18 protein-coding genes are annotated in these 21,828 nt (G+C 63.6%); 8 read left to right on the top strand and 10 right to left on the bottom strand.

Going from position 1 to position 21,828, the window contains the following annotated elements; translation table 11 throughout:
• Nucleotides 1-23: 23 nt before the first annotated feature.
• From BLU88_RS13830 to BLU88_RS13840, 3 genes are all read right to left on the bottom strand, one after another.
• A complete protein-coding gene (locus tag BLU88_RS13830) occupies nt 24-1,307 on the bottom strand; it encodes an MFS transporter (protein WP_092015062.1) in 1,284 nt (427 codons plus the stop codon).
• 89 nt (nt 1,308-1,396) lie between these two features.
• Nucleotides 1,397-2,776: an LLM class flavin-dependent oxidoreductase gene (locus tag BLU88_RS13835; RefSeq protein ID WP_092015064.1), complete on the bottom strand. Its 1,380-nt coding sequence runs from the start codon at nt 2,774-2,776 to the stop codon at nt 1,397-1,399.
• Between the two features lie 57 nt (nt 2,777-2,833).
• The gene (locus tag BLU88_RS13840) at nt 2,834-4,165 is read right to left on the bottom strand and encodes an MFS transporter (RefSeq protein ID WP_092015067.1); all 1,332 of its coding nucleotides are present in this window, start codon (nt 4,163-4,165) and stop codon (nt 2,834-2,836) included.
• A 294-nt stretch (nt 4,166-4,459) separates the two neighbouring features.
• Between BLU88_RS13840 and BLU88_RS13845 the strand changes: the two genes are divergently transcribed.
• From BLU88_RS13845 to BLU88_RS13855, 3 genes are all read left to right on the top strand, one after another.
• Nucleotides 4,460-4,990, top strand: a complete 531-nt coding sequence (locus tag BLU88_RS13845; protein WP_092015070.1) for a flavin reductase family protein — start codon at nt 4,460-4,462, stop codon at nt 4,988-4,990.
• A 61-nt stretch (nt 4,991-5,051) separates the two neighbouring features.
• Nucleotides 5,052-6,128, top strand: a complete 1,077-nt coding sequence (locus tag BLU88_RS13850) for an Rv2578c family radical SAM protein (RefSeq protein WP_092015074.1) — start codon at nt 5,052-5,054, stop codon at nt 6,126-6,128.
• A 46-nt stretch (nt 6,129-6,174) separates the two neighbouring features.
• Nucleotides 6,175-6,909: a DsbA family oxidoreductase gene (locus tag BLU88_RS13855; RefSeq protein ID WP_092015077.1), complete on the top strand. Its 735-nt coding sequence runs from the start codon at nt 6,175-6,177 to the stop codon at nt 6,907-6,909.
• A 110-nt stretch (nt 6,910-7,019) separates the two neighbouring features.
• On the opposite strand, the gene BLU88_RS13860 is transcribed toward BLU88_RS13855, so the two are convergent.
• On the bottom strand, nt 7,020-7,676 hold the full coding sequence (locus BLU88_RS13860; RefSeq protein WP_092015080.1) for a TetR/AcrR family transcriptional regulator: 657 nt from the start codon (nt 7,674-7,676) through the stop codon (nt 7,020-7,022).
• Between the two features lie 133 nt (nt 7,677-7,809).
• Here BLU88_RS13860 and BLU88_RS13865 point away from each other — a divergent pair, with 133 nt between their 5' ends.
• Both BLU88_RS13865 and BLU88_RS13870 read left to right on the top strand, forming a co-directional pair.
• Complete coding sequence (locus BLU88_RS13865; RefSeq protein WP_092015083.1) at nt 7,810-10,200, top strand: ABC transporter permease; 2,391 nt, start codon at nt 7,810-7,812, stop codon at nt 10,198-10,200.
• 143 nt (nt 10,201-10,343) lie between these two features.
• Nucleotides 10,344-11,060 (top strand): MgtC/SapB family protein, encoded by a 717-nt coding sequence (locus BLU88_RS13870; protein WP_092017503.1) that lies wholly within the window; start codon nt 10,344-10,346, stop codon nt 11,058-11,060.
• A 31-nt stretch (nt 11,061-11,091) separates the two neighbouring features.
• On the opposite strand, the gene BLU88_RS13875 is transcribed toward BLU88_RS13870, so the two are convergent.
• A complete protein-coding gene (locus BLU88_RS13875; RefSeq protein WP_157689119.1) occupies nt 11,092-11,694 on the bottom strand; it encodes a TetR/AcrR family transcriptional regulator in 603 nt (200 codons plus the stop codon).
• Between the two features lie 91 nt (nt 11,695-11,785).
• Here BLU88_RS13875 and BLU88_RS13880 point away from each other — a divergent pair, with 91 nt between their 5' ends.
• Nucleotides 11,786-12,970, top strand: a complete 1,185-nt coding sequence (locus tag BLU88_RS13880) for an ABC transporter permease (protein ID WP_092015086.1) — start codon at nt 11,786-11,788, stop codon at nt 12,968-12,970.
• A 105-nt stretch (nt 12,971-13,075) separates the two neighbouring features.
• The gene (locus BLU88_RS13885; RefSeq protein WP_092015089.1) at nt 13,076-13,903 is read left to right on the top strand and encodes an MBL fold metallo-hydrolase; all 828 of its coding nucleotides are present in this window, start codon (nt 13,076-13,078) and stop codon (nt 13,901-13,903) included.
• Nucleotides 13,904-13,985: 82 nt separating this feature from the next.
• On the opposite strand, the gene BLU88_RS13890 is transcribed toward BLU88_RS13885, so the two are convergent.
• The 4 genes from BLU88_RS13890 to BLU88_RS13905 form a co-directional block, all read right to left on the bottom strand.
• Nucleotides 13,986-15,161 carry a fatty acid desaturase family protein gene (locus tag BLU88_RS13890; RefSeq protein WP_231939429.1) on the bottom strand — a complete coding sequence of 392 codons (1,176 nt, stop codon included), beginning with the start codon at nt 15,159-15,161 and terminating at the stop codon, nt 13,986-13,988.
• Nucleotides 15,162-15,265: 104 nt separating this feature from the next.
• The gene (locus BLU88_RS13895) at nt 15,266-15,916 is read right to left on the bottom strand and encodes a response regulator (protein WP_092015093.1); all 651 of its coding nucleotides are present in this window, start codon (nt 15,914-15,916) and stop codon (nt 15,266-15,268) included.
• On the bottom strand, nt 15,913-17,205 hold the full coding sequence (locus BLU88_RS13900; protein ID WP_092015096.1) for a sensor histidine kinase: 1,293 nt from the start codon (nt 17,203-17,205) through the stop codon (nt 15,913-15,915). The genes BLU88_RS13895 and BLU88_RS13900 overlap by 4 nt, the downstream gene beginning before the upstream one ends.
• Before the next feature lie 124 nt (nt 17,206-17,329).
• On the bottom strand, nt 17,330-18,703 hold the full coding sequence (locus BLU88_RS13905) for a purine-cytosine permease family protein (protein WP_231939430.1): 1,374 nt from the start codon (nt 18,701-18,703) through the stop codon (nt 17,330-17,332).
• 314 nt (nt 18,704-19,017) lie between these two features.
• Between BLU88_RS13905 and BLU88_RS13910 the strand changes: the two genes are divergently transcribed.
• Nucleotides 19,018-20,283, top strand: a complete 1,266-nt coding sequence (locus tag BLU88_RS13910; RefSeq protein ID WP_092015098.1) for an SLC13 family permease — start codon at nt 19,018-19,020, stop codon at nt 20,281-20,283.
• Between the two features lie 39 nt (nt 20,284-20,322).
• On the opposite strand, the gene BLU88_RS13915 is transcribed toward BLU88_RS13910, so the two are convergent.
• Complete coding sequence (locus tag BLU88_RS13915; RefSeq protein WP_092015100.1) at nt 20,323-21,828, bottom strand: acetyl-CoA hydrolase/transferase family protein; 1,506 nt, start codon at nt 21,826-21,828, stop codon at nt 20,323-20,325.

Genomic DNA, 21,828 nt, shown 5'->3' on the forward strand with positions numbered 1-21,828 from the left:
GGCTGTGCCGCTGGACGAACCGCTCAGTCGAGGCTGTGGCCCCGTCTCTCCGGGATGAGGAACATGGCGAGGAACTGGATGAAGTAGACGATCGGCAGCAGCGCCAGGGCGAAGCCGAATCCGAGATGACCGGCGAGCAGGGCGATGACGACTGGGGCCAGTCCCCCGATCGCACGACCGATGTTGAAGATGACGTTCTGTGCCGTCGCCCTGATCGCCGTGGGATAGAGCTCGGCCAGCAGCGCCCCATGTCCGCCGAGCATTCCGTTGGCGAAGGCGCCCATGAAGAATCCGCCGGCCAGCAGAGCACTCGGGTCGGTGAACTTGCTGTAGGCGAGGATCGTCACGATGGCTCCCGCCTGGAAGATCCAGAAGGCGGGGCGGCGACCGAGGCGGTCGGCGACCTGACCGAAGATGAGGATCCCGGCGAGCATTCCCATGACCGTCACCGCCGTCCACAGCGAGCCCTTGGTGACTCCCAGATCCATCTGTTCGGACAGGTAGTTCGGCAGCCACGTGATGATGCCGAAGTAGCCGAAATTCTGCACGCTGGTGAGGATCGTCAGAGCCAGGGTGATCTTCACCGTCTCCCGATCCTTGATCAGTGCAGCGATCTTCGCACCGAAGGCTGCCGGCACCCCACCCGCATCGGCCTCGCCACGGGCCGCCTCGGCGGAGCTCTCCTCTGCTTCCTGTGCCTTGACGAATGTCTCCGGCTCCTCGACTCCGCGGCGGATGACGAAGGCGAAGACGGCGGGGACGAGGCCGATGACGAACAGTGCCCGCCACCCCCATAGGGCGATGACGGGAGCCGAGACGACGGCTGCGGCGAAGACGCCGAGTTGGAATCCGACTCCCACCCATGACGTCGCCCGCGCTCGCTGATCGGCACGTACCGCCTCGGCGGCCAAGGCCATGCCGATGCCGAACTCACCGCCGATTCCGATTCCGGCGATGAACCGGTAGGCCGCGAGATCCCAATACCCCTGCGCCAGCGCCGACAGCCCGGTGAACACCGCGAAGATGAGAACCGTCCAGGTGAGAACCCTCACCCGACCGTGGCGGTCGGCGAGGGCGCCGAAGACGATTCCGCCGACCACGGCGCCGAGCAGAGTGATCGTCGACAGAGATCCGGCTGCGACGTCGCTGAGCCCGAAGGAGGCGATGATGCCCGACAGGGCGAAGCTGAGGATGAGGAGGTCGAATCCGTCAAGTCCGTAGCCGACGGCGGCGGCGACGAGCGCTCTGCGCCGGTAACCGCGATCGTCCGAATCATCGGTGGTGGTCAGCGGAGTCGATGCACTCATACGCGGTCTCAGTTCGGTTCACGGATCGGAAAACGGCCGCAGACCATTATGCCCCACGACCGTTCACCGATTCTTCAGTCCCTGCTCAGTCAGACGCGAGCGCCCTCACCGAGGCGGTACCGGGCACCCGTATGATCATCGGCCAGGCGGGGGCCGGTGCCGGTGAGCTGTTCGCGCAGTGTGGCGCCGACGGTCGGCTCGGGCAGGAGCCCGCGACGGCGCAGTTCGGGCGAGACGTACTTCGTGAAGCGTTCGGCATCGGCCGGGCGCACGGCCGCGGCGATGTTGAATCCGTCGATATCGGCATCGTCCATCCACCGTTGGAATTCGTCCGCAATGGTCTCCGGTGAGCCGGTGATGACCGGTCCGCGCCCGCCGAGGGCGACGAACTCCGCGAGGTCACGGATCGTCCAGGGCTTGTCTCCGGCCATGGTGGTGAAGGAGGCGAGCGCGGACTGGTTGGCTTCGGTCGACACGTATTCCAGGGTGTCATCGGGTGAGGCTCCGGAGAGGTCGACTCCGGTCCATCCGCCGAACAGCGACAGCGCGGATTCGGTGTCGACGTAGCGACGATAGTCGGCCAGACGCGCCTCGGCGGCTTCGTCGGTGTCGTCGACGATGACGGTGGCCAGGGCGAAGATCTTCACCGAGTCACGGGCGCGGCCGCGCTCTTCGAGTCCGTGACGGACCTTGTCGACCCAGCTGCGCAGAATCTCCGGGGTCGGTCCGGAGAAGAAGATCGCCTCGGCGTGGTCGAGTGCGAATTCCTGCCCTCGTTTGGATGCGCCGGCCTGGAAGAGCAGCGGGGTGCCCTGCGGGCCGGGGACAGCGAGCGCCTGACCGGGAACCGTGAAGAACTTGCCGTCGTGGCCGATGTCGCGGACCTCATCCGGGTCGACGAAGACGTTGTTCTCGGCATCGGCCTTGAGTGCATCCGCGGTGATCGAGCCCTCGAACAGTTTGTACATGACCTCCATGAACTCATCGGCCCTGTCGTAGCGCTCGTCGTGCGGGATCTGGCCCTTGAGTCCGAGGTTGCGGGCGGCAGAGTCGACATAGCTGGTGACGATGTTCCAGGCCACACGACCGTTGGTGAAGTGATCGAGGGTGGTCAGGGTGCGGGCGAGCAGGTAGGGCTTCTCATAGGTCACCGAGGCGGTCACACCGAATCCCAGCGTCTTCGTCGCTGCTGCCATGGCGGGAACTGCGACAAGGGGGTCGAGCAGAGGGAACTGCACTCCCCCGCGGTTCGTGACATCGGCGTTGCCGCCGTACACGTCGTAGACGCCGAGGATGTCGGCAAGGAAGAGCGAAGAGAATCCTCCGTCTTCGAGGGTCTTGGCCAAGTCTGTCCAGAAGGACAGCTGGGTGAATTCGTCGACTCGTGATTCCGGGTGGCGCCACAGTCCAGGCGACTGGTGGACCGGGGTCATCATGTCGAAGGCATTGAGCAGGATCGGTTTCGTCATGGGTGTCTCCTAATCGTGGTGGTGCGATGAGTGTGGCCGAGGTATCGGCAGGGGCGTTCAGTCCGTGGTGCGTGCGAGCGCTCGGGCAGGATCTATTGCGCCGATGGCTGCGATGAGCGAGAGGACGCACAGCAGGGTGAGGTAGCCGCAGATGAGCCAGGGCGAGTGTCCTCCGGCGACGTAGAGCAGCGCCGCGACCATGGGCATGATTCCGCCGCCGATGACGGTGCCCAGCTGGTAGCCCATGTTCACTCCCGAGTAGCGGACTTCGATGGGGAACTGTTCGGCGAACCAGGCGGCTTGCGGGCCGTAGACAGCATCGTGAGCGAGGTTCATGCCGAGGATGACGACCAGTGGAAGAAGTCCCAGTGGGCCCGCGTCGAGGAAGGCGAAGAAGAACCATCCGAACACTGCGATGCCGATGAGCCCGAAGATGGTCACGGGTTTGCGGCCGACCCGGTCGGAAGCCCAGCCCCAGGCCGGTCCGGTCACCAGACCCACCGCCGAGGCGATCATGACCGCCGTGACACCCGAGGTCGAGTCGCTGCGGTTCTCCGCCAGGTAGCTGAGCATGTAGACGGTGATGAGGTAGAAGACGCTGTTCTGTGCCAGGCGCAGCCCGATGGTGACGAGCAGGACTCGCGGATGAGCGGTCAGCACTTCCCGCAGCGGAGCCTTGGCGACCTGCCCGGAGTCCTTGAGTTCCTGGAATTCAGGTGCATCGGAGACGCCGAGGCGGATCCACAAGCCCAGTGCCACGAGCAGCGCGGAGGCGAGGAAGGGGATGCGCCAGCCGAATGCTTCGAACGCATCGTCGCTCATGAGATTCTGGACGACGAAGAAGGAGCTGGTGGCCAACAGCATTCCCGCTGCGGACCCGATCTGGGTGAAGGACCCGAAGAGCCCGCGCTTGCGGGCAGGTGCATGCTCAACCGAGAGCAGAGCCGATCCGCCCCATTCGGCTCCGGCCGACAGTCCCTGCACGATACGCAGGACGACGAGGGAGACCGCGGCCCACCAGCCGATTGCATCGAAGTTCGGGACCAGACCGATGAGCGTCGATGCCGTCCCCATGGACAGCAGGGAGACGACGAGCAGAGCCTTGCGTCCGACACGGTCCCCGAGGTGGCCGGCGACGATTCCGCCCAAGGGGCGGGCGAAGAACCCGACGGCGAGGGTGGCGAAGGAGGCGAGTCGGCTGCCGAGTTCACTGTCCGAGGGGAAGAACTGGACGTTGAAGATCAGGGCTGCGGCGGTGCCGTAGAGATAGAAGTCGTACCACTCGATCGTCGTCCCGGCGAATGCCGAGGCCAGCACTCGCGTCTTTCCGGACAGGAGCCGCTGGGGTGGATCCTGGGTGCTCGGTCCGGTGACCGGAGTCTGCGTCATGTGGTGCTCCTCTGCGGCGGGGTTCGGGCGGCTCGCTTCCAGACGAGCGCATGTTTCGCTGAGCAATCTATGCCCGGACTCCGCCGGTACCTGCACATTGGTGTCACGTCCCGACTCTCAGCGTCATATGTGGTCATAAGTCGTCTTCGTATGACCCCGGCCACGCCGTCGGCGCTTCTGCTTTGCAATGATCGACCTCAACGGCACCAGCAGACGACCCCGTCGGCTCTGTCTGCTCAACAGAACTACAGATACCTGAGACACCGACGAGCACACGAACACAGAGGTGAAGGAATGACACTCTTGGCAGACCCCACCATTCAATCACCGGCACCGGTGATCCCCGCAACGCCTGATACTCTCCGTGAGACCTTCTCCCACTTCCCGCAGGGAGTCGCCTTCATCGGCGCCGAGATCGATGGGGCACCAACGGGACTCGTCGCCTCTACCCTCACCGTCGGCGTCTCGCTCGACCCACCGCTGGTCAGCATCGCGGTCCAGAACTCATCGACCACCTGGCCCACTCTGCGTCGGGCCCCTGAGTTCGGGATCTCCCTGCTGGGTTCCGACCAGGAGCACCTGGCCAGGCAGCTGGCGGCGAAGGACCGCAGCCGACGCTTCACCGGCGTCAGCCCCGAGGTCACAGCCGGCGGCGGCCTGACGATTCCCGGCAGCTCGGCCTTCCTCTGGACCCGGCTCTACGCGGAGGTCGCGGCCGGCGATCACACGGTGGCTCTGCTCGAGATCCTCGGCACCCGCAATGACGACGGACCCGAGGCCCTGGTCTTCCACCGCAGCGAGTTCAAGAGCCTACGCGTCTCCTGACCCTGTCCGGCCTCGGTGTCGCATCCTTGACTTGCCTTCGAACACATGTTCGAATTAAGTCATGCGGTGGAACGAAGCGAGCGACAGCACTGACTCGGGCTCCCCGGTCCTCTTCGGAACGAAGGGACTGATCCAGTCGGTGCAGACGCCGGAATTCTCAGGAATCACCTTCCACGAGGTGCTCGCGAAGTCTGCCCTGAACAGGGTTCCGCGGTCGAGTTCCATGCCCTTCTCCTGGACCGTCAACCCCTACCGCGGCTGCTCGCATGCCTGCGTGTACTGCTTCGCCAGGAACACCCACCGTTATCTCGATCTCGACTCCGGGTCCGACTTCGATCGCCAGGTCGTCGTCAAGGTCAATATCGCCGAGGTCCTCTCTGCCGAACTGGCGCGCCCGAAGTGGTCGCGTGATCATGTCGCACTGGGCACGAACACCGACCCCTATCAGCGGGCCGAAGGCCGCTACTCCCTGATGCCGGGGATCATCACCGCCCTGGCCGAACGGTCGACGCCGATGTCGATTCTGACCAAGGGCACTCTGCTGCGCCGCGATCTGCCGCTGCTGGCCCGCGTCGCCGAAGACGCTCCTGTGGAGATCAGCATGTCGATCGCTGTCCACGACGACGCACTGCAGCAGAGCATCGAACCCGGCACCCCGACGACGAAGGCCCGTCTGGCCACCGTGCGCGCGGCCGCCGAACTCGGGTTCGATGTCACCGTGTTCATGATGCCGATCATGCCCAAACTCACCGACTCCCGCGACCGCCTCGAGTCCGCACTTCGAGCGATCAAGGACGCCGGGACCGCACGAGTCGTCTTTGGAGCGCTGCACCTGCGCCCCGGAGCCCGCGAGTGGTTCTTCGAATGGCTCGAACGCGAACACCCCGAGCTCCTCCCCCGGTACCGCACGATGTATGCCCGGTCGTCCTATGCGTCGAAGGAGTATCGTCGGTGGCTCGGTGAGCGCATCAACCCGCTCATCGACCGCTATGGCCTGCGCGGCCGCAGCGATGACGACTACCCGGCGACGTCCCGGATGCGCGGCCGCACGGACTCGGGCCGAATTCCACAGCAGACAGGCGCGCAGGCGGCACCGGCCCAGCAGTTCACTGCCCCGGCTCAGCAGGCACTGTTCTGAACCAGAGCCGCGGAATATCCACGGGACGGGCGCGGTTGACATTGCTATGAAGATTGAGATCTGGTCGGACATCGCCTGCCCCTGGTGCTATATCGGAAAACGCCGCTTCGAGGCAGCCCTCGACGGCTTCGCACACAAGGACGATGTCGACGTCCAATGGCGCAGCTTCCAGCTCGACCCGAACTTGCCCGATCACTTCGACGGCACCGAGACCGAATACCTCAGCCAGATGAAGGGCATGCCCGCCGCTCAGGTGCGGCAGATGTTCGATCATGTATGGCAGCAGGCCGCCGAAGTCGGCCTGAATTACGACTTCGACTCGATCGTCGTGGCGAACAGCTTCACCGCTCACCGCTTCCTCCACTTCGCCAAGACTCACGGACTCATGTCTGAAGCCAAGGAGTCGCTGCTGTCGGGCCACTTCGAGAAGGGGCGCGACATCGGTGACATCGACTATCTCGCCGAGGTGGGCCAAGAGATCGGCCTCGACTCCGACAGAGTCCGCCGAGTCCTCGCAAGCGATGAATACGCGGACGAGGTGCGATCCGATATCAGTCAGGCCCGCTCGCTCGGCGCGGGCGGCGTCCCGTTCTTCGTCATCGACCGCAAGTACGGAATCTCCGGGGCACAGCCTGCCGAGGTCTTCACCCAGGCCCTCGAGACTGCATGGGACGAAGGGCAGAAGCTCACAGTCCTCGCCGGCACTCCGCAGTCAACGGGCAAGGACTCGGCAGAGGATTTCGCCGGGGCCACAGTCTGCGGCCCCGACGGCTGCCACTGACCACAACACCTCCCCCTTATTACTACCTGGCGGCGGCCCAGATACCTCGCGCGAGGTTGCTGAGCCGCCGACAGGTAGCAACAGGAGGTCCGCGCAGAACTTTCAGCTGATCAGATCAGCGGAACGTTCGGGTAGCGCACGGCGCCGTCCGGGTCGGTCACCGGCGCGCCGATCATCCCGGCCGCAGCATCGATGAGGAAGCGTCCGACCTGCTCCCAGTTTCCCTTGTTTGCATCCTCATTCATCTTCGCCTCCTGGTCGGCACAGACGCCGACGACCATGCTCCCCAGCAGGTAGGCGCGACCCCGCAGAACGCTCTCGGGGATACCGTCGACCGCTCCGTTGATGAATCGCAGATCGTCAGGCAGGTTCGCGTCCCCGATCACCTCTTTGGCCACCGCGACGGCGGATGGGACCGCCGAGATCTGAGACATGAACTGCGCTCTCCAGCTGGGCTTCGGCAGGCTGTCGAGCAGCTCGATGAGCGGGCGCAGACGAGCCGTGACGAGCTCATGGATGTTCGGCGATTCACCCAGCTGCTCCATCAGCTCGCGCCTGCGTCGGGACATCTCCTCGTGGTGGCGCTCCACGAGCGCACGCAGCAGTCCGTCTCGGCCGCCGAAGTGGTAGGCGACTGCCGAATGGTTCGCCGCCCCGGCATGTTCGACGATTCGCCGATTCGATACCGCATCGATCCCATTGCGCGCGAACAGCTCTTCTGCAGCGTCGAGCAGCGCATCGCGCGCTCGGTCACCCTGACTGGCCATTCCCTCATCTTTCCATTCGCTCGCGAAATCACAACTTCTCGGTTTTACGATATTAAGTCATGTGTCTTAAACTGGCGAAGTTCACCGTGATCGACGAAGATCACACGACTTCCGATCCGCCAGGGGGACGACAATGTCCGATAGCCAACCGCGAACGAGAAAAGAGGCCCTCGAGTCCGAGCACCCGACATCGCACCCGGCGTCCGACTCCGAGGCCGGCTCGACTGTGACCACCGAGGATCAAGCAGCGGCCAAACGCGCGAAAGCTGAATTCATCGGCCGCACCGTTGCGATCTTCCTCATGCCGCTCGTCTTCGTGGGGATGATGATCACGAGCTATCTGGGAACCATGCACTCCCCAGAAGCCAACGACATGCCCATCGTGGTGGCGGGGTCATCGGCCAAGGCCGATGATGTGACATTTGCGATCAACGGCGCCGAACCCGACGCCTTCGATATCGAGACGACCGATGATGTCTACGACGCCCGCCAGGACGTCTATGACAGGGAGGCCTCGGCGGCGATCATCGTCAAGGGCGATACCGCGACGATCGTCACCGCCAGCGGAGCCGGAGTCCAACAGTCGACCACCGTCGAGCAGCTCGTGCGTCCCGCGCTCGCTGAAGACGGCTTCACGGTCAAGACCGACGACATCGTCCCGCTGCCGGACAACGATCCGTCCGGAATGGCGGCGATGTTCCTCATGACTTCCATCGTCATGGCCGGCTACATGCCCTTCAGCGTTCTTCGGTCGAATTCGCCTGAACTGCTGAAGTTCAATCGCATCGTGCCGATCCTCGCTGGGTGGTCGGCTGCCATCGCCGGCCTCGTGTGGACCGTGGCCTGCCCGATCCTCGACGTTGTCGACGCCAAGGACACAGTGGCGGTGCTCGGCATCGCCTGGTTGGGAGTCTTCGCGATCTCCTCTGTCCAGCTCTTCATCACCCGCCTCGTCGGTGCTCTTGGTGTGATCCTCGGAATCCTCTTCCTCATGGTCCTCGGCATGCCGTCGTCGAATATGGCGATGCCGGTCTACAGCATGCCGAAGTTCTTCCGCTTCGCCCACGAGTTCCTGCCGATGCCTGCGATCGGCGAGTCGCTGCGCTCCGTCCTCTACTTCGACGGCGACGGGGTCACCGGACACCTGTTCGTGCTTGCCCTCGGAACGGTGGCCGGTCTGCTGCTGACGAAGATCTATGACCATTTCTATGCCAAGCGCAATTCGCATTCGGTGCCTCTGGACGTCAATGTGGCTGCGATCCACGGCGGGCGGAGGCCCGATACGAAACTCATGCGCTATATCTCGCTCACGCTGTTCCCACTGGCGATGGTGACCATGATGATCACGTTCATGCTCGGAGCGATGCACTCCCCCACACCGAAGGATATGCCGGTAGCGGTCGTGGGGTCCTCCGTCGAGCAAGCCGAGGACACGATCAAGCAGCTCAATGAGAAGATGGACGGAAAGTTTGAGTTCACCGCGCTCGATGACAAGGGCGAAGCACGTCGACTCGTCGAGAACCGCGATGAGGTCGCTGCCCTCGTCCTGCCGAGCGAGAAGAGCCGGGACTTCGAGCTCCTGGCCAACCAAGCCGGCAACAACGCCTCTTACCGTGTGGCCGTACAGGTCTTCGAGCAGGTAGCCCAGGCGCAGGACTCCGATCTCACCGTCGACAACCTGAAGCCCCTTCCCGATCGGGACAAGTACGGCGTGGTCGTGATGTACGTGGCGATGGGCTGGATCCTCGCCGGCTTCATGGTCATCATCGTTGCCGCCAATGCCAACCCGTGGACCAGGCCGCTGAAGCGGATGCTGCCGATCATCGTCGCCTACGCACCATTCATGTCCCTGGTCGTCGCGACCATCGCCGGACCGATCACCGGCGCAGTCGACGGGCATTTCGCGCAGTTGTGGGGTTCCGGCATCATCGCTATCGCCTGCATCTCCATGTTCGCCATGGTCTTCGAAAGGCTGCTGGGCATGTTCGCGATCATCCCCGTCATCGGCACGCTCATGTTCGCCGGTGTGCCGTCATCGAACGGTGCGCTCTCGCAGTACATGGTGCCGAAGTTCTTCACCACTCTGCACGACTTCCTGCCGATGGCCGCCTCGGTGGAGACGATCCGCTCGATTCTGTACTTCGATGGCGATGTCGTCACCGAGCATCTTCAGGTGCTGGGGCTGTGGGGGCTGGTCTCGGTTGCGCTGGTCTTCCTCATCGACGGGGTCAAGCCTCCGCGCACGGCCCATGACTTCGGCAATCTTCACCTCGAACGTGAACGAGAGATCGCCAGGGAACAGCGCAAGCAGGCATTGGCACTGGGCGTGTCGCCCTCCCAGCAGAACACAGACGACGAGGCGGCCGACCAAGAGTCGTCACAAGGCGACGGTTCCCACCAGACGGTTCAAGGATCCGTCGTGGACGACGATTCCGAAGACTCGGAATCACTCCGAAGAGCCCCGACCGCCGGTGACGGCCTGACCCACCGACCCTCTGACGAGAAGATCCCCTCCACAGTCTGACCCCACCGGGACTACCTGACGGCGGCTCAGCTACCTCGCGCCAGGTTGCTGAGCCGCCGTCAGGTAGCAATAAGGGGTTTTATTTGTTGAGGCGGGGATATGGTGAAGTGACTATGGTCTACTCTTCGTCGTTTGAGAACATCATGAACAGCACAGGACTGGCCCAGGCCGGTCTGCTTCTGGCCAGCTTCGTCCTGTGCTCATTCATCGGCTTCGAGCGACAGTTCAGGCAGAAGGCCGCCGGGTACCGCACCCACGTGCTCGTGGGCATCGGCACCTGCGCCTTCACTCTGATCTCCGCCTATGGATTCGCGGGAGTGCTCGAGAACGACGTCCGCCTCGACCCGTCACGGATCTCCGCGCAGATCGTGTCCGGGATCGGCTTCCTCGGCGCCGGAGTCATCTTCAAGGGACGCAACATGGTCCGCGGACTCACCACTGCCGCGACGATCTGGGTCACTGCGGCCGTCGGCATGGCGTGCGGCGCCGGAATGCTGCTTCTGGCGACCATGCTCACCGCCCTCCACCTGTTCACGCTCTTCGTCATCGCTCCTCTGGTCCGCAAGATCCCCAACAGCGACCATCGCAAGCTGCTGCGGGTGACCTACCACGACGGAGCGGGAGTCCTCCGTGACATCCTCGCCCTCGCCGGCCGAATGGGATTCTCGAACACCATCGTCGATTCACGGCGCTTCGAGTCCGCCGACGGCACGCGGATGGTGCAGGTCGATGTGAGGTTCGACGGCAGACGACCACTGCACCTGCTTGTGGCTCCACTCATGGAGCTGAACGGTGTCGACACGGTAAGCATGCGCGAAGACCGCGTCCATTCCGTCGACGACGACGGCGACTCCGTCTGAGTTGCCGACGAACTCAGAATTCGACGCCGGCTCAGAATTCGACGCTGGAGAGCACGGCTTCGATTCCGGCCCGGACCCTCAACCTGGAGGAGTCACCGAAGACCGTCGTCTGGACGACGGCACCCTGGACCATGGCCAGCAGCCCCGGCACCATCACCGAGGCACGATCCCGCGCGGTCTCTGGGCCCGCTCCTCGCTGATCCTGCAGATAGAGGGCGAGGTAATCGGTGAATTCTGCGATGAGCGTTTCAAAGGCACCCCTGGCAAAATTCGCGAACTCATCGTCATATGAGGACTCACCCCACACCTGAACCATCACCGGCGAGAACGGGTTGTCGATGAGAAGCGAATCGATGATCTCGACGAACAGCTCGGCAGGAGCCGTCACCTCACCACCGGCCTTGGCCGCATCGAGCACTGCCATGCGCGGCCCCATCACCCGACGGGCGACGTCGATCATCAGATCGGCCTTCGACGCATAGTAGACGTAGACGGCTCCGGCCGACAGTCCCGCTTCCTTGACGATATCGGCCATGGACGCACCGGCGAATCCTTTGCGCGCAAAGCATGTCAGAGCCGCGTCCTGGATCCTAGTGCGCATCGCGTCCTTGTGCTCCTCGGTGACCTTCGGCACATCTCCCCCATAAAACGAATGAACATTCTTGATATATCGTAGCCGATGGTTTCATAATGAACGAGTATTCGTTTTCGATGATTGGACTGACATGCCGACCCAGATACTCAGCAGAGAAGACAAGGCCGACCGTTCGGCCGTCAGCGAGTCTCCGGAGCAGGCGGCGCAGGAAGCTCCCCCGCAGTTCAGGCGGGCCATCCTCATCGCTGTCCTCGCCGCAGCCGTCGTCAGCCTCGTGCTGCTGGCCTTCAGCTGGCCGACCGTGACCTCCGATCCCAAGGATCTGCCGATTGCCGCCGTCGGAGACGAGGAGCAGATCGACCAGATCTCTCAGAACGCCCCCGACGGAATGCTCGACCTCAAGACCGTCGACTCCCGCGCCGAGGCGGTTCGACTCATCGAGGAACGCGAGGTCTACGGAGCCTTCGTCTTCGAGGACGAACCGGAGGTCCTCATCGCCAAGGCCGCCTCCCCCGCAGTCGCACAGCAACTGAGCGGGATCGGCACCCAGATGCAGCACAGCATCGACCAGCAGGCGATCTCGGGCCTCCAGGAAGGCACGAAGAAGATGCAGGAGCAGATGCAGAAGGCCCTCGAAGCTGCTGCCTCCGGTCAGGCCCCGCCACAGGGAAACCCGGCAGGAGAGGAAGCTGATCCGGCCGCCTCGGCGATGGAAGTTCCCCAGGTGAAGGTCACCGACGTCGTGCCGCTGTCCGACGACGACCCCTCCGGTGCGGGACTGGCCATCGCGGGTCTGCCGCTGACCCTCGGCGGAATCGTCGGCGGTGTACTCACCAGCATGGGCATCCGCTCCAGGCGGATGCGCCTGGTCGGCACCATCGTCTACGGAACCGTCGGAGGACTGGCTCTGGCGCTGATCATGCAGACCTGGTTCGGGATCCTGCAGGGGAACTTCGGCCTCAACGCGCTGGCGATCGGACTCTCGATCGCGGCCACCGTGGGGCTGATCAACGGCTTCGTCTCACTCATCGGTCCTGCCGGCATTGCCATCGGGGCGGTGCTGACGATGCTCATCGGCAACCCGATCGCCTCACTCAATCAGCCGAAGGAGTTTCTCGCCGGCGCCTGGGGCGATATCGGTCAGTTCTTCGTCCCGGGCGCGGCGGGCACCCTGCTGCGTGATCTCTCCTATTTCCCGGACGCGCCCATGTCGCTTGAGTGGTGGGTGCTCAGCGCCTGGCTCGCTGTCGGCATCGCGCTCATCCTCGTCGGCCATGTCATCGCCCACAGGAAGGCGCACGCAGCTGCCCACTGACCCCACCGCATGTGGTCGGACTCCCACCGATCCTGGTCTTCACTTCATGTGAGGACTAGGCTCGGTGGGAGTCTGTGGTTTCACCTGTGGGACCGAGAGGATGACATGGTGGCATTGAACGATGTGACGATCTGCCGCACCTGCGGGGTGGAGACGACGACCCCTCCGCCCGAGCTGTGTCCGATCTGCGAGGATGACCGGCAATGGGTTCCCGCCTCCGGGCAGCAGTGGACGACTCGGAACGAACTCGAATCCGAGGGCCACCGCATCACCATCACGGAACGCGAGCCCGGCCTCTTCGCCCTCCGCGTCGAACCGAAGCTCGGGATCGGACAGACCTGCTATCTCGCCTGCACCGATTCCGGCAATGTGCTCTTCGACGTTCCCGCCTTCATCGACGCCGAGGCGGTCGCAGCGGTCCGAGACCTCGGCGGAGTCTCCGCCATCGCCGCGAGCCACCCGCATATGTTCGGCACCCAGTTGGAATGGAGTGCCGCCTTCGATGACGCTCCCGTCTTCGTCTGCCGGGCCGATCTCGACTGGGTGCAGCGAACCGGGTGGGTCATCTGCCCCTATTTCCACGAGTCGGAGCCGGTTCCGGGTGTGAGACTCCGCCGCACCGGCGGTCATTTCCCTGGCAGCGCAGTAGCGATGTGGACGGGTGCCGACGGCACCGGGGTCATGCTCAGCGGCGATTCCATCGGTCCGGTGGCACGGTCGGGGTGGGTGACGTTCATGCGCAGCTTTCCGAACTATCTGCCGCTGTCGGCCGCGGTCGTCAGGCGCATCGCCGCCTCGGTGATCGATCTCGATTTCGACCGCATGTACGGCAACTTCGGTCAGTCGATCGACTCCGGGGCCCACTCGGCGGTGCAGACTTCTGCGAAGCGCTATGCCGAATGGGTCTCCGGCGACCACGATCACCTCACCTGAGGTTCCTCCCCAGCGCGGCCCGGTCGGAACAGAATGTGCCGCAGCCGGTCAGCAGAGCCGGAGCTGATCGTTTCTCCGCCGGTCAGCGGGACCGGAACTGCGCAGTGACGGGGCAGTCGAAGGGATCGGCTTCGCCGAGGCCCACCCGGTTGAGGTAGGCGATGATGATGCGGAAGGACTCGAGCAGAGTCGTCTCCGTGTAGGCGATGTCCTTCTGGCGGCAGTATTCGCGCACCATGGGCTGGACCTTGTGGAGGTTGACGCTCGGCATGCTCGGGAACAGGTGGTGTTCGATCTGGTAGTTGAGTCCGCCCATGAGGAATCCCATCGGACGGCCTCCGGAGATATTGCGAGACATCAGCGTCTGGCGGCGGAGGAAGTCGATCTTCACGTCCTTGGGAACGATCGGCCGCCCTTTGTGGTTCGGGGCGAAGGATCCTCCCATGTGGACTCCGAAGACCGCGACCTGGACGATGACGAGGACACTGCCGATGAGCGGACCGGCCGCCCAGATCGCCAGCAGCGGGAAGCCGATGAGTCGGACGGCGATGAAGACGCCTTCGATCCACCGGCGCTTGATCGAAGACTGGCCCTTGATGATCGCTTGGACCGAATTCACATGCAGCTGGAGACCGGCCAGCGTGAGCAGAGGCAGAAAGAACCATCCCTGGCGGGCGGCGAACCATTTGGCGATGCCAGTGCGCTCCCTCGCGTCCTCGGCGGTGAACACGAGCGCACCGGGAGCGATGTCGCCGTCGACTCCGGCCTTGTTCGGGTTCGCGTGGTGGAGCGCATTGTGCTTCTTCAGCCACCATCCGTAGCTCAGACCGATGAAGAGGTTGCCGATGATCGTCGACACCCACTCCCCCACTTTTCCGTTGGTGAAGATCTGACGGTGCGCCGCATCGTGGGCGACATAGGCGGTCTGAGTGAACAGTGCGGCGAAGACGACTGCGGTCGCCATCTGCCACCAGCTCTCACCGATGAGGAAGAGCATTGCGAAGGACATGACGTAGCCGAGCCCGAGGAGGATGAAGCGCATTGCGTTCCAGCCCGGCCGCCTGGCCAGCAGCCCCGCTTCCTTGACCTGAGCCATCAGCGCGCTGAAGTCGCTGGTGAATTCCTGTTCGGCGGTTCCCCGCTTCGCTCTTCTGCGTTCGAGCACTTCGGCCCGGGTCGCCCGATCCGGTGCCGGAGTCGGCAGCGCGGTCGCAGTCGGGGAAGACGGTTCGGAGGTAATGAGGTCAGACGGGTTCATGGTTCCCACCGTATGGATGCCCGCCGGGTTTTTCGTCACCCCTGGGAGCCGTTCTTCACCCCCTACTCGGGTATGGGGTCCGCGGTGAAGACGTGCGCGTGGAATCAGCTGTTGGGGATGACGAGACCGGATTCGTATGCGGCGATGACTGCTTGGGCACGGTCACGGGCATCGAGCTTGTACAGGATCCGTGAGACGTGTGTCTTCACGGTCTGCACTGCGATGTGCAGGATCGCTGCGATCTCTGTGTTCGAGGCTCCGCGGGCGACTTGGACGAGGATCTCACGTTCGCGTTCGGTGAGTTCGGGCAGCGCTGTGCGATTGGGCTTTTGCCCGCCGGTGGCGAAGTGTTCGATGACCCGTTTGGTCACGCTCGGGGCCAGCAGCGCTTCGCCTCCGGCGACGATGCGGACCGCCTCGGCGAGTTCACCGGGCGGAGCATCTTTGAGGAGGAATCCGCTGGCCCCGGCTCGGATGGCGTCGAAGACGTAGTCGTCGATATCGAAGGTGGTGAGCATGATGATTCGGGTGTCGGCGTCCGCGGCGACGATCGTGCGGGTCGCTTCGATTCCATCCATCAGCGGCATCCGCACATCCATGAGGACGATATCGGGGTCGAGTTCGGCGACGAGTTCGACACACTGTGCTCCATCTTCGGCCTGCCCGATGACCTCGATATCGGCATGGACATTCAGCAGTGCGGCGAAACCGGCACGCACCATCGCCTGATCATCGGCGATGACGATCCTGATCATGAGGTCTCCTTGTCCGTGGCCGGTGCGTCAGCTGTCGGTTCGGCGCCGTCGGCGAGACGTTCACGGGGTGCGAGCGGCAGCACCGCTTCGACCTCGAAGCCTCCGTCGGCAGTGGATCCGCTGCGGATCTGCCCTCCCACGGAGGCGGCCCGTTCACGCATGCCGATCAGTCCCTGCCGATCATGTTTATCGTGCTTCGCCGCTTCGCTGGGGCCGTCGCCGTGGTCGTTGACGACGCTGATCCAGACCGCTGAGCTGCCGCCGCGGATGCGGATGGCGATGGCGGAATTGCGGGCGTGGCGGATGGCGTTGCTCAGGGCCTCTTGGATGATGCGATAGCCGACCAGTCCGGTGCTGTCGCGCATGAGGTGGTCGATCGGTTCGCCGCTGCGTTCGACGGTGACCTGTACGCCCGCCTGTCGGGCTTTGTCGACGAGCGGGTCGATCTCTGAGAACTTCGGCTGCGGTGCCAGTTCGCCTCCGCCTTCATCATTGCGCAGGACGCTGAGCAGTCCGCGCATCTCCGTCAGCGCGGTGCGGGCGGAGGCGGAGATGTCTGCGAACTCCTTGGCCACCTCCGAGTCGATCCCGGCATGGCGGAACGGTGCGCTGGAGGCTTGGATGTTGATGATCGACATGCTGTGGGCGACGATGTCGTGGAGTTCCCGAGCGATGCGCGCCTTCTCCTCGATGGTCACTCGCTTGGAGTGCTCCTCTGCGGTGTTCTCCTTCTCCTGGACCAGTTGTGAGCGTATGAGCTGCCACTGCTGGATGATCACTGCGGCGAGGTAGACGCCGCCGGCGATGCAGGAGTAGATGAGGATGTTGACGATGGCACCGTCGGTGCGGGTGTCTGCGATGAGAAGATGCGTGATGAGTACAGCGGCAGCCGAGCCTGCAATGCTGCCGAGCAGCGCGGCCAGGGCCACTCCCCAATGGGCGCGGAGTCCGATGATGAGGATGATGACGATCTGAGTGATCATCATCGGGACCATCCACGGCCACGGCACACCGGACACGAGAGGCCCCAACAACGGCAGCACGGTGCAGGCGGCGATCGACATGAGCGTGCCGAAGAGCGGACGCAGCAGGGACAGCGGCATGGACCCGACATGGACGACGGTGACGACGAAGGCTAATGCGACGGGGGCCTCGTTGATCGAGACGGCGATCGACGATTCCACCGCGAGCATGACGATGGCGAGAACGATCACCGCGACCCAGGCCAGCGCCTCGGGGTTGAGTCGACGGTTCGGGGGCATGAACCTGTCGAAGATTTTCGTGACCATCACAGACACCGGGTTCCCTTCTGTGATTCCGGCCGACCGTTGCGATCATAGCGCTTGTACTGCTTCATCACCTGGGAACGGCATATGGTGGTCAGCTCCCGGCCCGGAATCGATAACTCCTCGTTCAGCTTCCGCGAACCGCCTCGGCCAGGTGCGCGTGTTCAGTTCCCGCGAACTTCCCCCGGCTGCCCCAGGACAGCGCGAGGTAGAGCACGAAGGAGATGGCGAAGGACGGAACCGTCGCTCCGATCGGGCTCGAATAGGCGTAGGTGAGCACATAGGACGCCAGTGCCCCGAGGACCCACACGCCGACAGCAACCCAATTGATTCCGCGCGTGTAGGAGTACACGCCGCCGGAGTCCTTGAGGATATCAGGTGAGTAGGCACGACGTTTGATGATGTAGTAATCGACGATGAGGATGGCGAAGACAGGGACGAAGAAGGCTCCGATCATCACCAGGAAGTCGGTGTACTGATCCAGCAGCGCCAGCCACGTCGACCCGATGATCGAAATCGCGCCGAGGATGAGCGCCGTCGGCAGGAACTTCAGCTTCGTTCGGCTCTGGGCGCCGACGACTGAGTTGACCATTCCGTAGACGACCATTGTGTTCGTGGCCATGACAGACAGGAAGATGACGATGGCCAGTGCCCATCCGAACTCAGCGGCCAGCGCCGTCGGGTCGAATTCGGCCGGGTCTCCCTCGTCGAGCAGAATGAAGCTGAAGGCAGTGAGACCCAGCAGCATCGCAAGCACGGTCGAGGTCAGGTAGCCCAGTCCCGAACCGACGATTCCGGCTTTCTGGGTGCCGGCCAAACGGTTGAGGTCACCGGAGAGCACGGTCCAGGAGATGGCTGTGGAGATGACGATGTCGAGCGCGAGGACGGGAGTGAACTCGAGCTTCGGAAGGCTTTCGATTCCTGCATATTCGCTCGGCGAGTGTCCTGTGAAGGCGATGACGAACACGTAGGCCATGACCAGCAGGATGAGAAGAGCGAACCAGGGTTCGGCCTTCTCGATCCCCTCGTGGCCGAGAATCGCCAATCCGACGACGAGCGCCTGGCAGAGCACAGAGAAGAGGATCGGATTGGAGAACCCCGTTGTCTGGGCGACCACGTAATTGACGCTGATTCCCGCCAACATGGCCTGCACCCAGCTCCAGCCCATGAGGATGATGACGTTGGCGGCGACCGGCAGAAAGCTGCCCTTGGCACCGAAGGCACCGCGGGTGATGGCCATGGTCGCCAGGCCCGTGCGGGTGCCGATGTTGCCGATGAGCGTGAGCACTATGGTGCCGATGATCGTGCCGACGATGATGACGATCACCGCTGCGGTGAAGTCGATGCCGGGGACGAACAGAGTCCCGGTGAGCAGCGTCGTGACGACGAGGTTCGCGGCCAGCCAGATCATGAACATCCGTCCCCCGCTCAGGGTCCCGCGGATGACTCCGGAGTCGTGGCCGGATTCCAATCGATGCTCGAGACGGCGGTACCAGTTCACAGTGCGGCCTCCTGGGTGTCGTTGGCGCCCCCCCCCCCCTGCGGCAGAGCAGGTTCAGTGCCGACGATCGTCGGCGACCAGGGCTGAATGACACATTAACGAGCCTGTGGCCTGGCGCACTATCCGTGACGGACGAATTCTTCGCACCTCTGTACAGATCGGCAGGTCCGTGGTCTGTTCACCCCACCGAACGACCTGATCAGCTCATATGCCGAATGCGGCCGATCCCGTCGAGTGACATTCACTAGCTTGATTCGCGTGCCCAGTCGACGGCGAGTAGAGGCCGGCGATGGATCCAAGGAGGAGCTGAACCCATGAGTGCGGAACTGATCTGCGTCGTCGTCCTCGGACTGATGTTCGTCATCGGAACCTGGCGAGATATCAATATGGGCCTGCTCGGCTTCCTTGCGGCTGCCGGAGTCGGCGGACTCGTCCTCCACCAAGCCCCTGACGAATTCCTGGCAGGATTTCCCGCCGACCTCTTCCTCACACTCGTGGGACTGACCTGTCTCTTCGGCTTCGCCCAGAACAACGGCGCCATCGAGGTGGTCGTCCATTGGTGTGTGAAGCTCGTCGGTGGACGCATCGGGCTCATGCCGTGGATCTTCTTCGCGCTGACGGCAGTCCTCATCTCGCTGGGAGCGCTCTTCGCAGTCGCCATCATCGCCCCTCTGGCGCTGAAATTCGCACACCGACACAGGATCAATCAGTTCATGGTCGGACTGCTCGTCGTGCACGGAGCATTGGCCGGCGCCTTCTCTCCGATCAGCGTCTACGGCATCTTCATCAATGACTATCTGACGACGAACGGTCTCACGCCGACGCCGCTGACCCTGTTCCTCGCTCCGTTCGTGTTCAACACCGTCTTCGCAACCGTCGTCTGGCTCGTCCTCCATCGCAGGCCGGGACTGCGTGCCGACGCCGATGACACACTCATGACACCCGAGTCCGCAGTCGACGGGGCAGCGACCGTCCGTCTCACACGGTCTCAGGTCCCGACCCTGATCGGGCTCATCGCAATGGCGCTGTCTGTGATCATCTTCAGCTGGGATGTGGGCCTGGTGACCATCACGATCTCGGTTGTGCTCGCTGTCATCGACCCGCGCGCGGGCAAGGCCGCGATGTCGAAGGTCTCGTGGTCGATCGTCGTCCTCATCTGCGGTGTGCTCACCTACATCGCAGTTCTTCAGGAGGCCGGAACAGTCGAATGGGTGTCCGCCGGCATCTCAGCTATCGGCGTACCGCTGCTGGCGGCGTTGCTGCTGTTCTACATGTCAGGCCTGATCTCGGCGCTGGCTTCGTCGTTGGCGATCATAGGAGTCGTCATCGCGCTGGCGGTGCCGTTCCTCGAATCGGGGGACGTGCATATCGGAGGATTCGTCGCGGCTCTGGCGATCGCCGCCACCATCGTCGACATCAGTCCGTTCTCGACCAACGGCGCGATGCTCCTGGCCAACGTCCATCCGAGCATTCGCGATCGCTGCTACAGACAGATGATCGGCTACGCCGGTCTCATGTGCCTCATCGGGCCCGGACTCGCGTGGGTGGTCGCCGCAGTGCCGACCGCGATCTCCGGCTGAAGAGCCCCTGCAGCGGGGCCGAGCGGCCCTCGCTGCAGCTCACATATGACCTGTGGTCATGAACTTCTCGTGCCAGGACAGGGCTTCGGCAAGGATGTGCGGAGTGTGCCGACCGGTCGGGTTCGCGGCGATCGCACGCTCGAGGTAATCGGTGAGGCGATCCCGGTAGTCCGGGTGAGCGCAGCTGTCGATGATCTTCCGCGCCCTGGCCACCGGCGGCAGTCCGCGCAGATCGGCCAGGCCCTGCTCGGTGACGATGATCTGGGTGTCGTGTTCGGTGTGGTCGATATGGCTGGCGAACGGCACGATGGCAGAGATCGCGCCCGCCTTGGCCTGCGAGTTCGACACGAAGAAGTTGAGATACGCGTTGCGGGCGAAGTCACCGGAGCCGCCGATGCCGTTGATGATTGACGACCCGGTCACGTGCGTGGAATTCACATTCCCGTAGATATCGGATTCGACCATCCCGTTGATCGCGATGACGCCGAGCCGGCGGATGGCTTCGGGATGATTCGACATCTCCTGGGTACGCAACAGGATCCGGCCCTTGTACGACTCGATCCGGTCGTTGAAGTCGGCTGCCCGCTCGGCCGAGAGCGAGAACGCCGTCGCCGACACGGAGGTGAGTTTTCCGCTGTCAATGAGGTCGAGCATTCCGTCCTGGATGACTTCGGTATAGGCAGTCAGTCCCTCGAACTCGCTGTCGGCGAGATTGCCCATCACCGCGTTGGCGACATTTCCGACACCCGACTGCAGCGGCAGCAGCTCCGGCGGCAGTCGTTCGGCAGCGATTTCGTGCCGAAGGAAATCAACGAGGTGGCTCGCAATCGCCTTCGAGTCCTCGTCGGCGGGTTTGAACGGCAGGTTCCGATCCGGGGCGTTCGTCTCCACCACAGCGACGACCTTCGACGGGTCGACGCGCAGATAGGGATCACCGATGCGCTGCATCGGCTCGAGCAGCTGGATCGGCAACCGCTCGGGCGGGCGCCGGGTTCCGTAGTAGACATCGTGGAAGCCTTCGTACCCACGGGGGTGCCAGTCGTTGACTTCGAGGATGACCTTATCGGCCAGGTCGAGCCATGTCTTCGAATTCCCGACGGAGCTGCCGGGCACCAACAGACCGTTGGGCAGGATTGCTGCGACCTCGACGACAGCGACGTCGAGGTTGCCGTAGAAGCCGAACCAGGCCTGCTGAGCCGAGTGGCTGAGGTGAGTGTCGACATACGCAGTGTCACCCGAGTTGATCGAGGCCCGCATCGCCGGATCGGATTGGAACGGCAGACGTTTGCTCACCGCGTTCGCTTCGGCGAGAACTCCGTCGAGTTCCGGTGCGGTCGAGGCTCCCGTCCACAGTTCGACGCGGAAGTCTTCGCCCCGATCGTGTGCCACCTGAGCACGTGCCGCCACGGCACCCGGCACCGCCTTCGGGTACCCCGAGCCGGTGAATCCGCTCATCGCCACCCGTTGGCCATTGTCGATATGGCGGGCCGCTTCCTCCGCGGTGACGGTCTTCTTGCTCAGTTCGGGACATGTGATTCGCGACAT

It is taken from the genome of Brevibacterium siliguriense (assembly GCF_900105315.1).
GTDB classification, from domain to species: Bacteria; Actinomycetota; Actinomycetes; order Actinomycetales; family Brevibacteriaceae; genus Brevibacterium; species Brevibacterium siliguriense.

Bases quoted from the DNA above. Each gene is read 5' to 3' on its own strand.
- BLU88_RS13835 (WP_092015064.1), bottom strand. From the start codon at position 2,776: ATGACGAAACCGATCCTGCTCAATGCCTTCGACATGATGACCCCGGTC.
- BLU88_RS13840 (WP_092015067.1), bottom strand. From the start codon at position 4,165: ATGACGCAGACTCCGGTCACCGGACCGAGCACCCAGGATCCACCCCAG.
- BLU88_RS13910 (WP_092015098.1), top strand. From the start codon at position 19,018: ATGAGTGCGGAACTGATCTGCGTCGTCGTCCTCGGACTGATGTTCGTC.
- BLU88_RS13915 (WP_092015100.1), bottom strand. From the start codon at position 21,828: ATGTCGCGAATCACATGTCCCGAACTGAGCAAGAAGACCGTCACCGCG.
- BLU88_RS13885 (WP_092015089.1), top strand. From the start codon at position 13,076: ATGGTGGCATTGAACGATGTGACGATCTGCCGCACCTGCGGGGTGGAG.
- BLU88_RS13880 (WP_092015086.1), top strand. From the start codon at position 11,786: ATGCCGACCCAGATACTCAGCAGAGAAGACAAGGCCGACCGTTCGGCC.
- BLU88_RS13870 (WP_092017503.1), top strand. From the start codon at position 10,344: ATGAACAGCACAGGACTGGCCCAGGCCGGTCTGCTTCTGGCCAGCTTC.
- BLU88_RS13860 (WP_092015080.1), bottom strand. From the start codon at position 7,676: ATGGCCAGTCAGGGTGACCGAGCGCGCGATGCGCTGCTCGACGCTGCA.
- BLU88_RS13895 (WP_092015093.1), bottom strand. From the start codon at position 15,916: ATGATCAGGATCGTCATCGCCGATGATCAGGCGATGGTGCGTGCCGGT.
- BLU88_RS13845 (WP_092015070.1), top strand. From the start codon at position 4,460: ATGACACTCTTGGCAGACCCCACCATTCAATCACCGGCACCGGTGATC.
- BLU88_RS13850 (WP_092015074.1), top strand. From the start codon at position 5,052: ATGCGGTGGAACGAAGCGAGCGACAGCACTGACTCGGGCTCCCCGGTC.
- BLU88_RS13890 (WP_231939429.1), bottom strand. From the start codon at position 15,161: ATGAACCCGTCTGACCTCATTACCTCCGAACCGTCTTCCCCGACTGCG.
- BLU88_RS13855 (WP_092015077.1), top strand. From the start codon at position 6,175: ATGAAGATTGAGATCTGGTCGGACATCGCCTGCCCCTGGTGCTATATC.
- BLU88_RS13900 (WP_092015096.1), bottom strand. From the start codon at position 17,205: ATGGTCACGAAAATCTTCGACAGGTTCATGCCCCCGAACCGTCGACTC.
- BLU88_RS13830 (WP_092015062.1), bottom strand. From the start codon at position 1,307: ATGAGTGCATCGACTCCGCTGACCACCACCGATGATTCGGACGATCGC.
- BLU88_RS13865 (WP_092015083.1), top strand. From the start codon at position 7,810: ATGTCCGATAGCCAACCGCGAACGAGAAAAGAGGCCCTCGAGTCCGAG.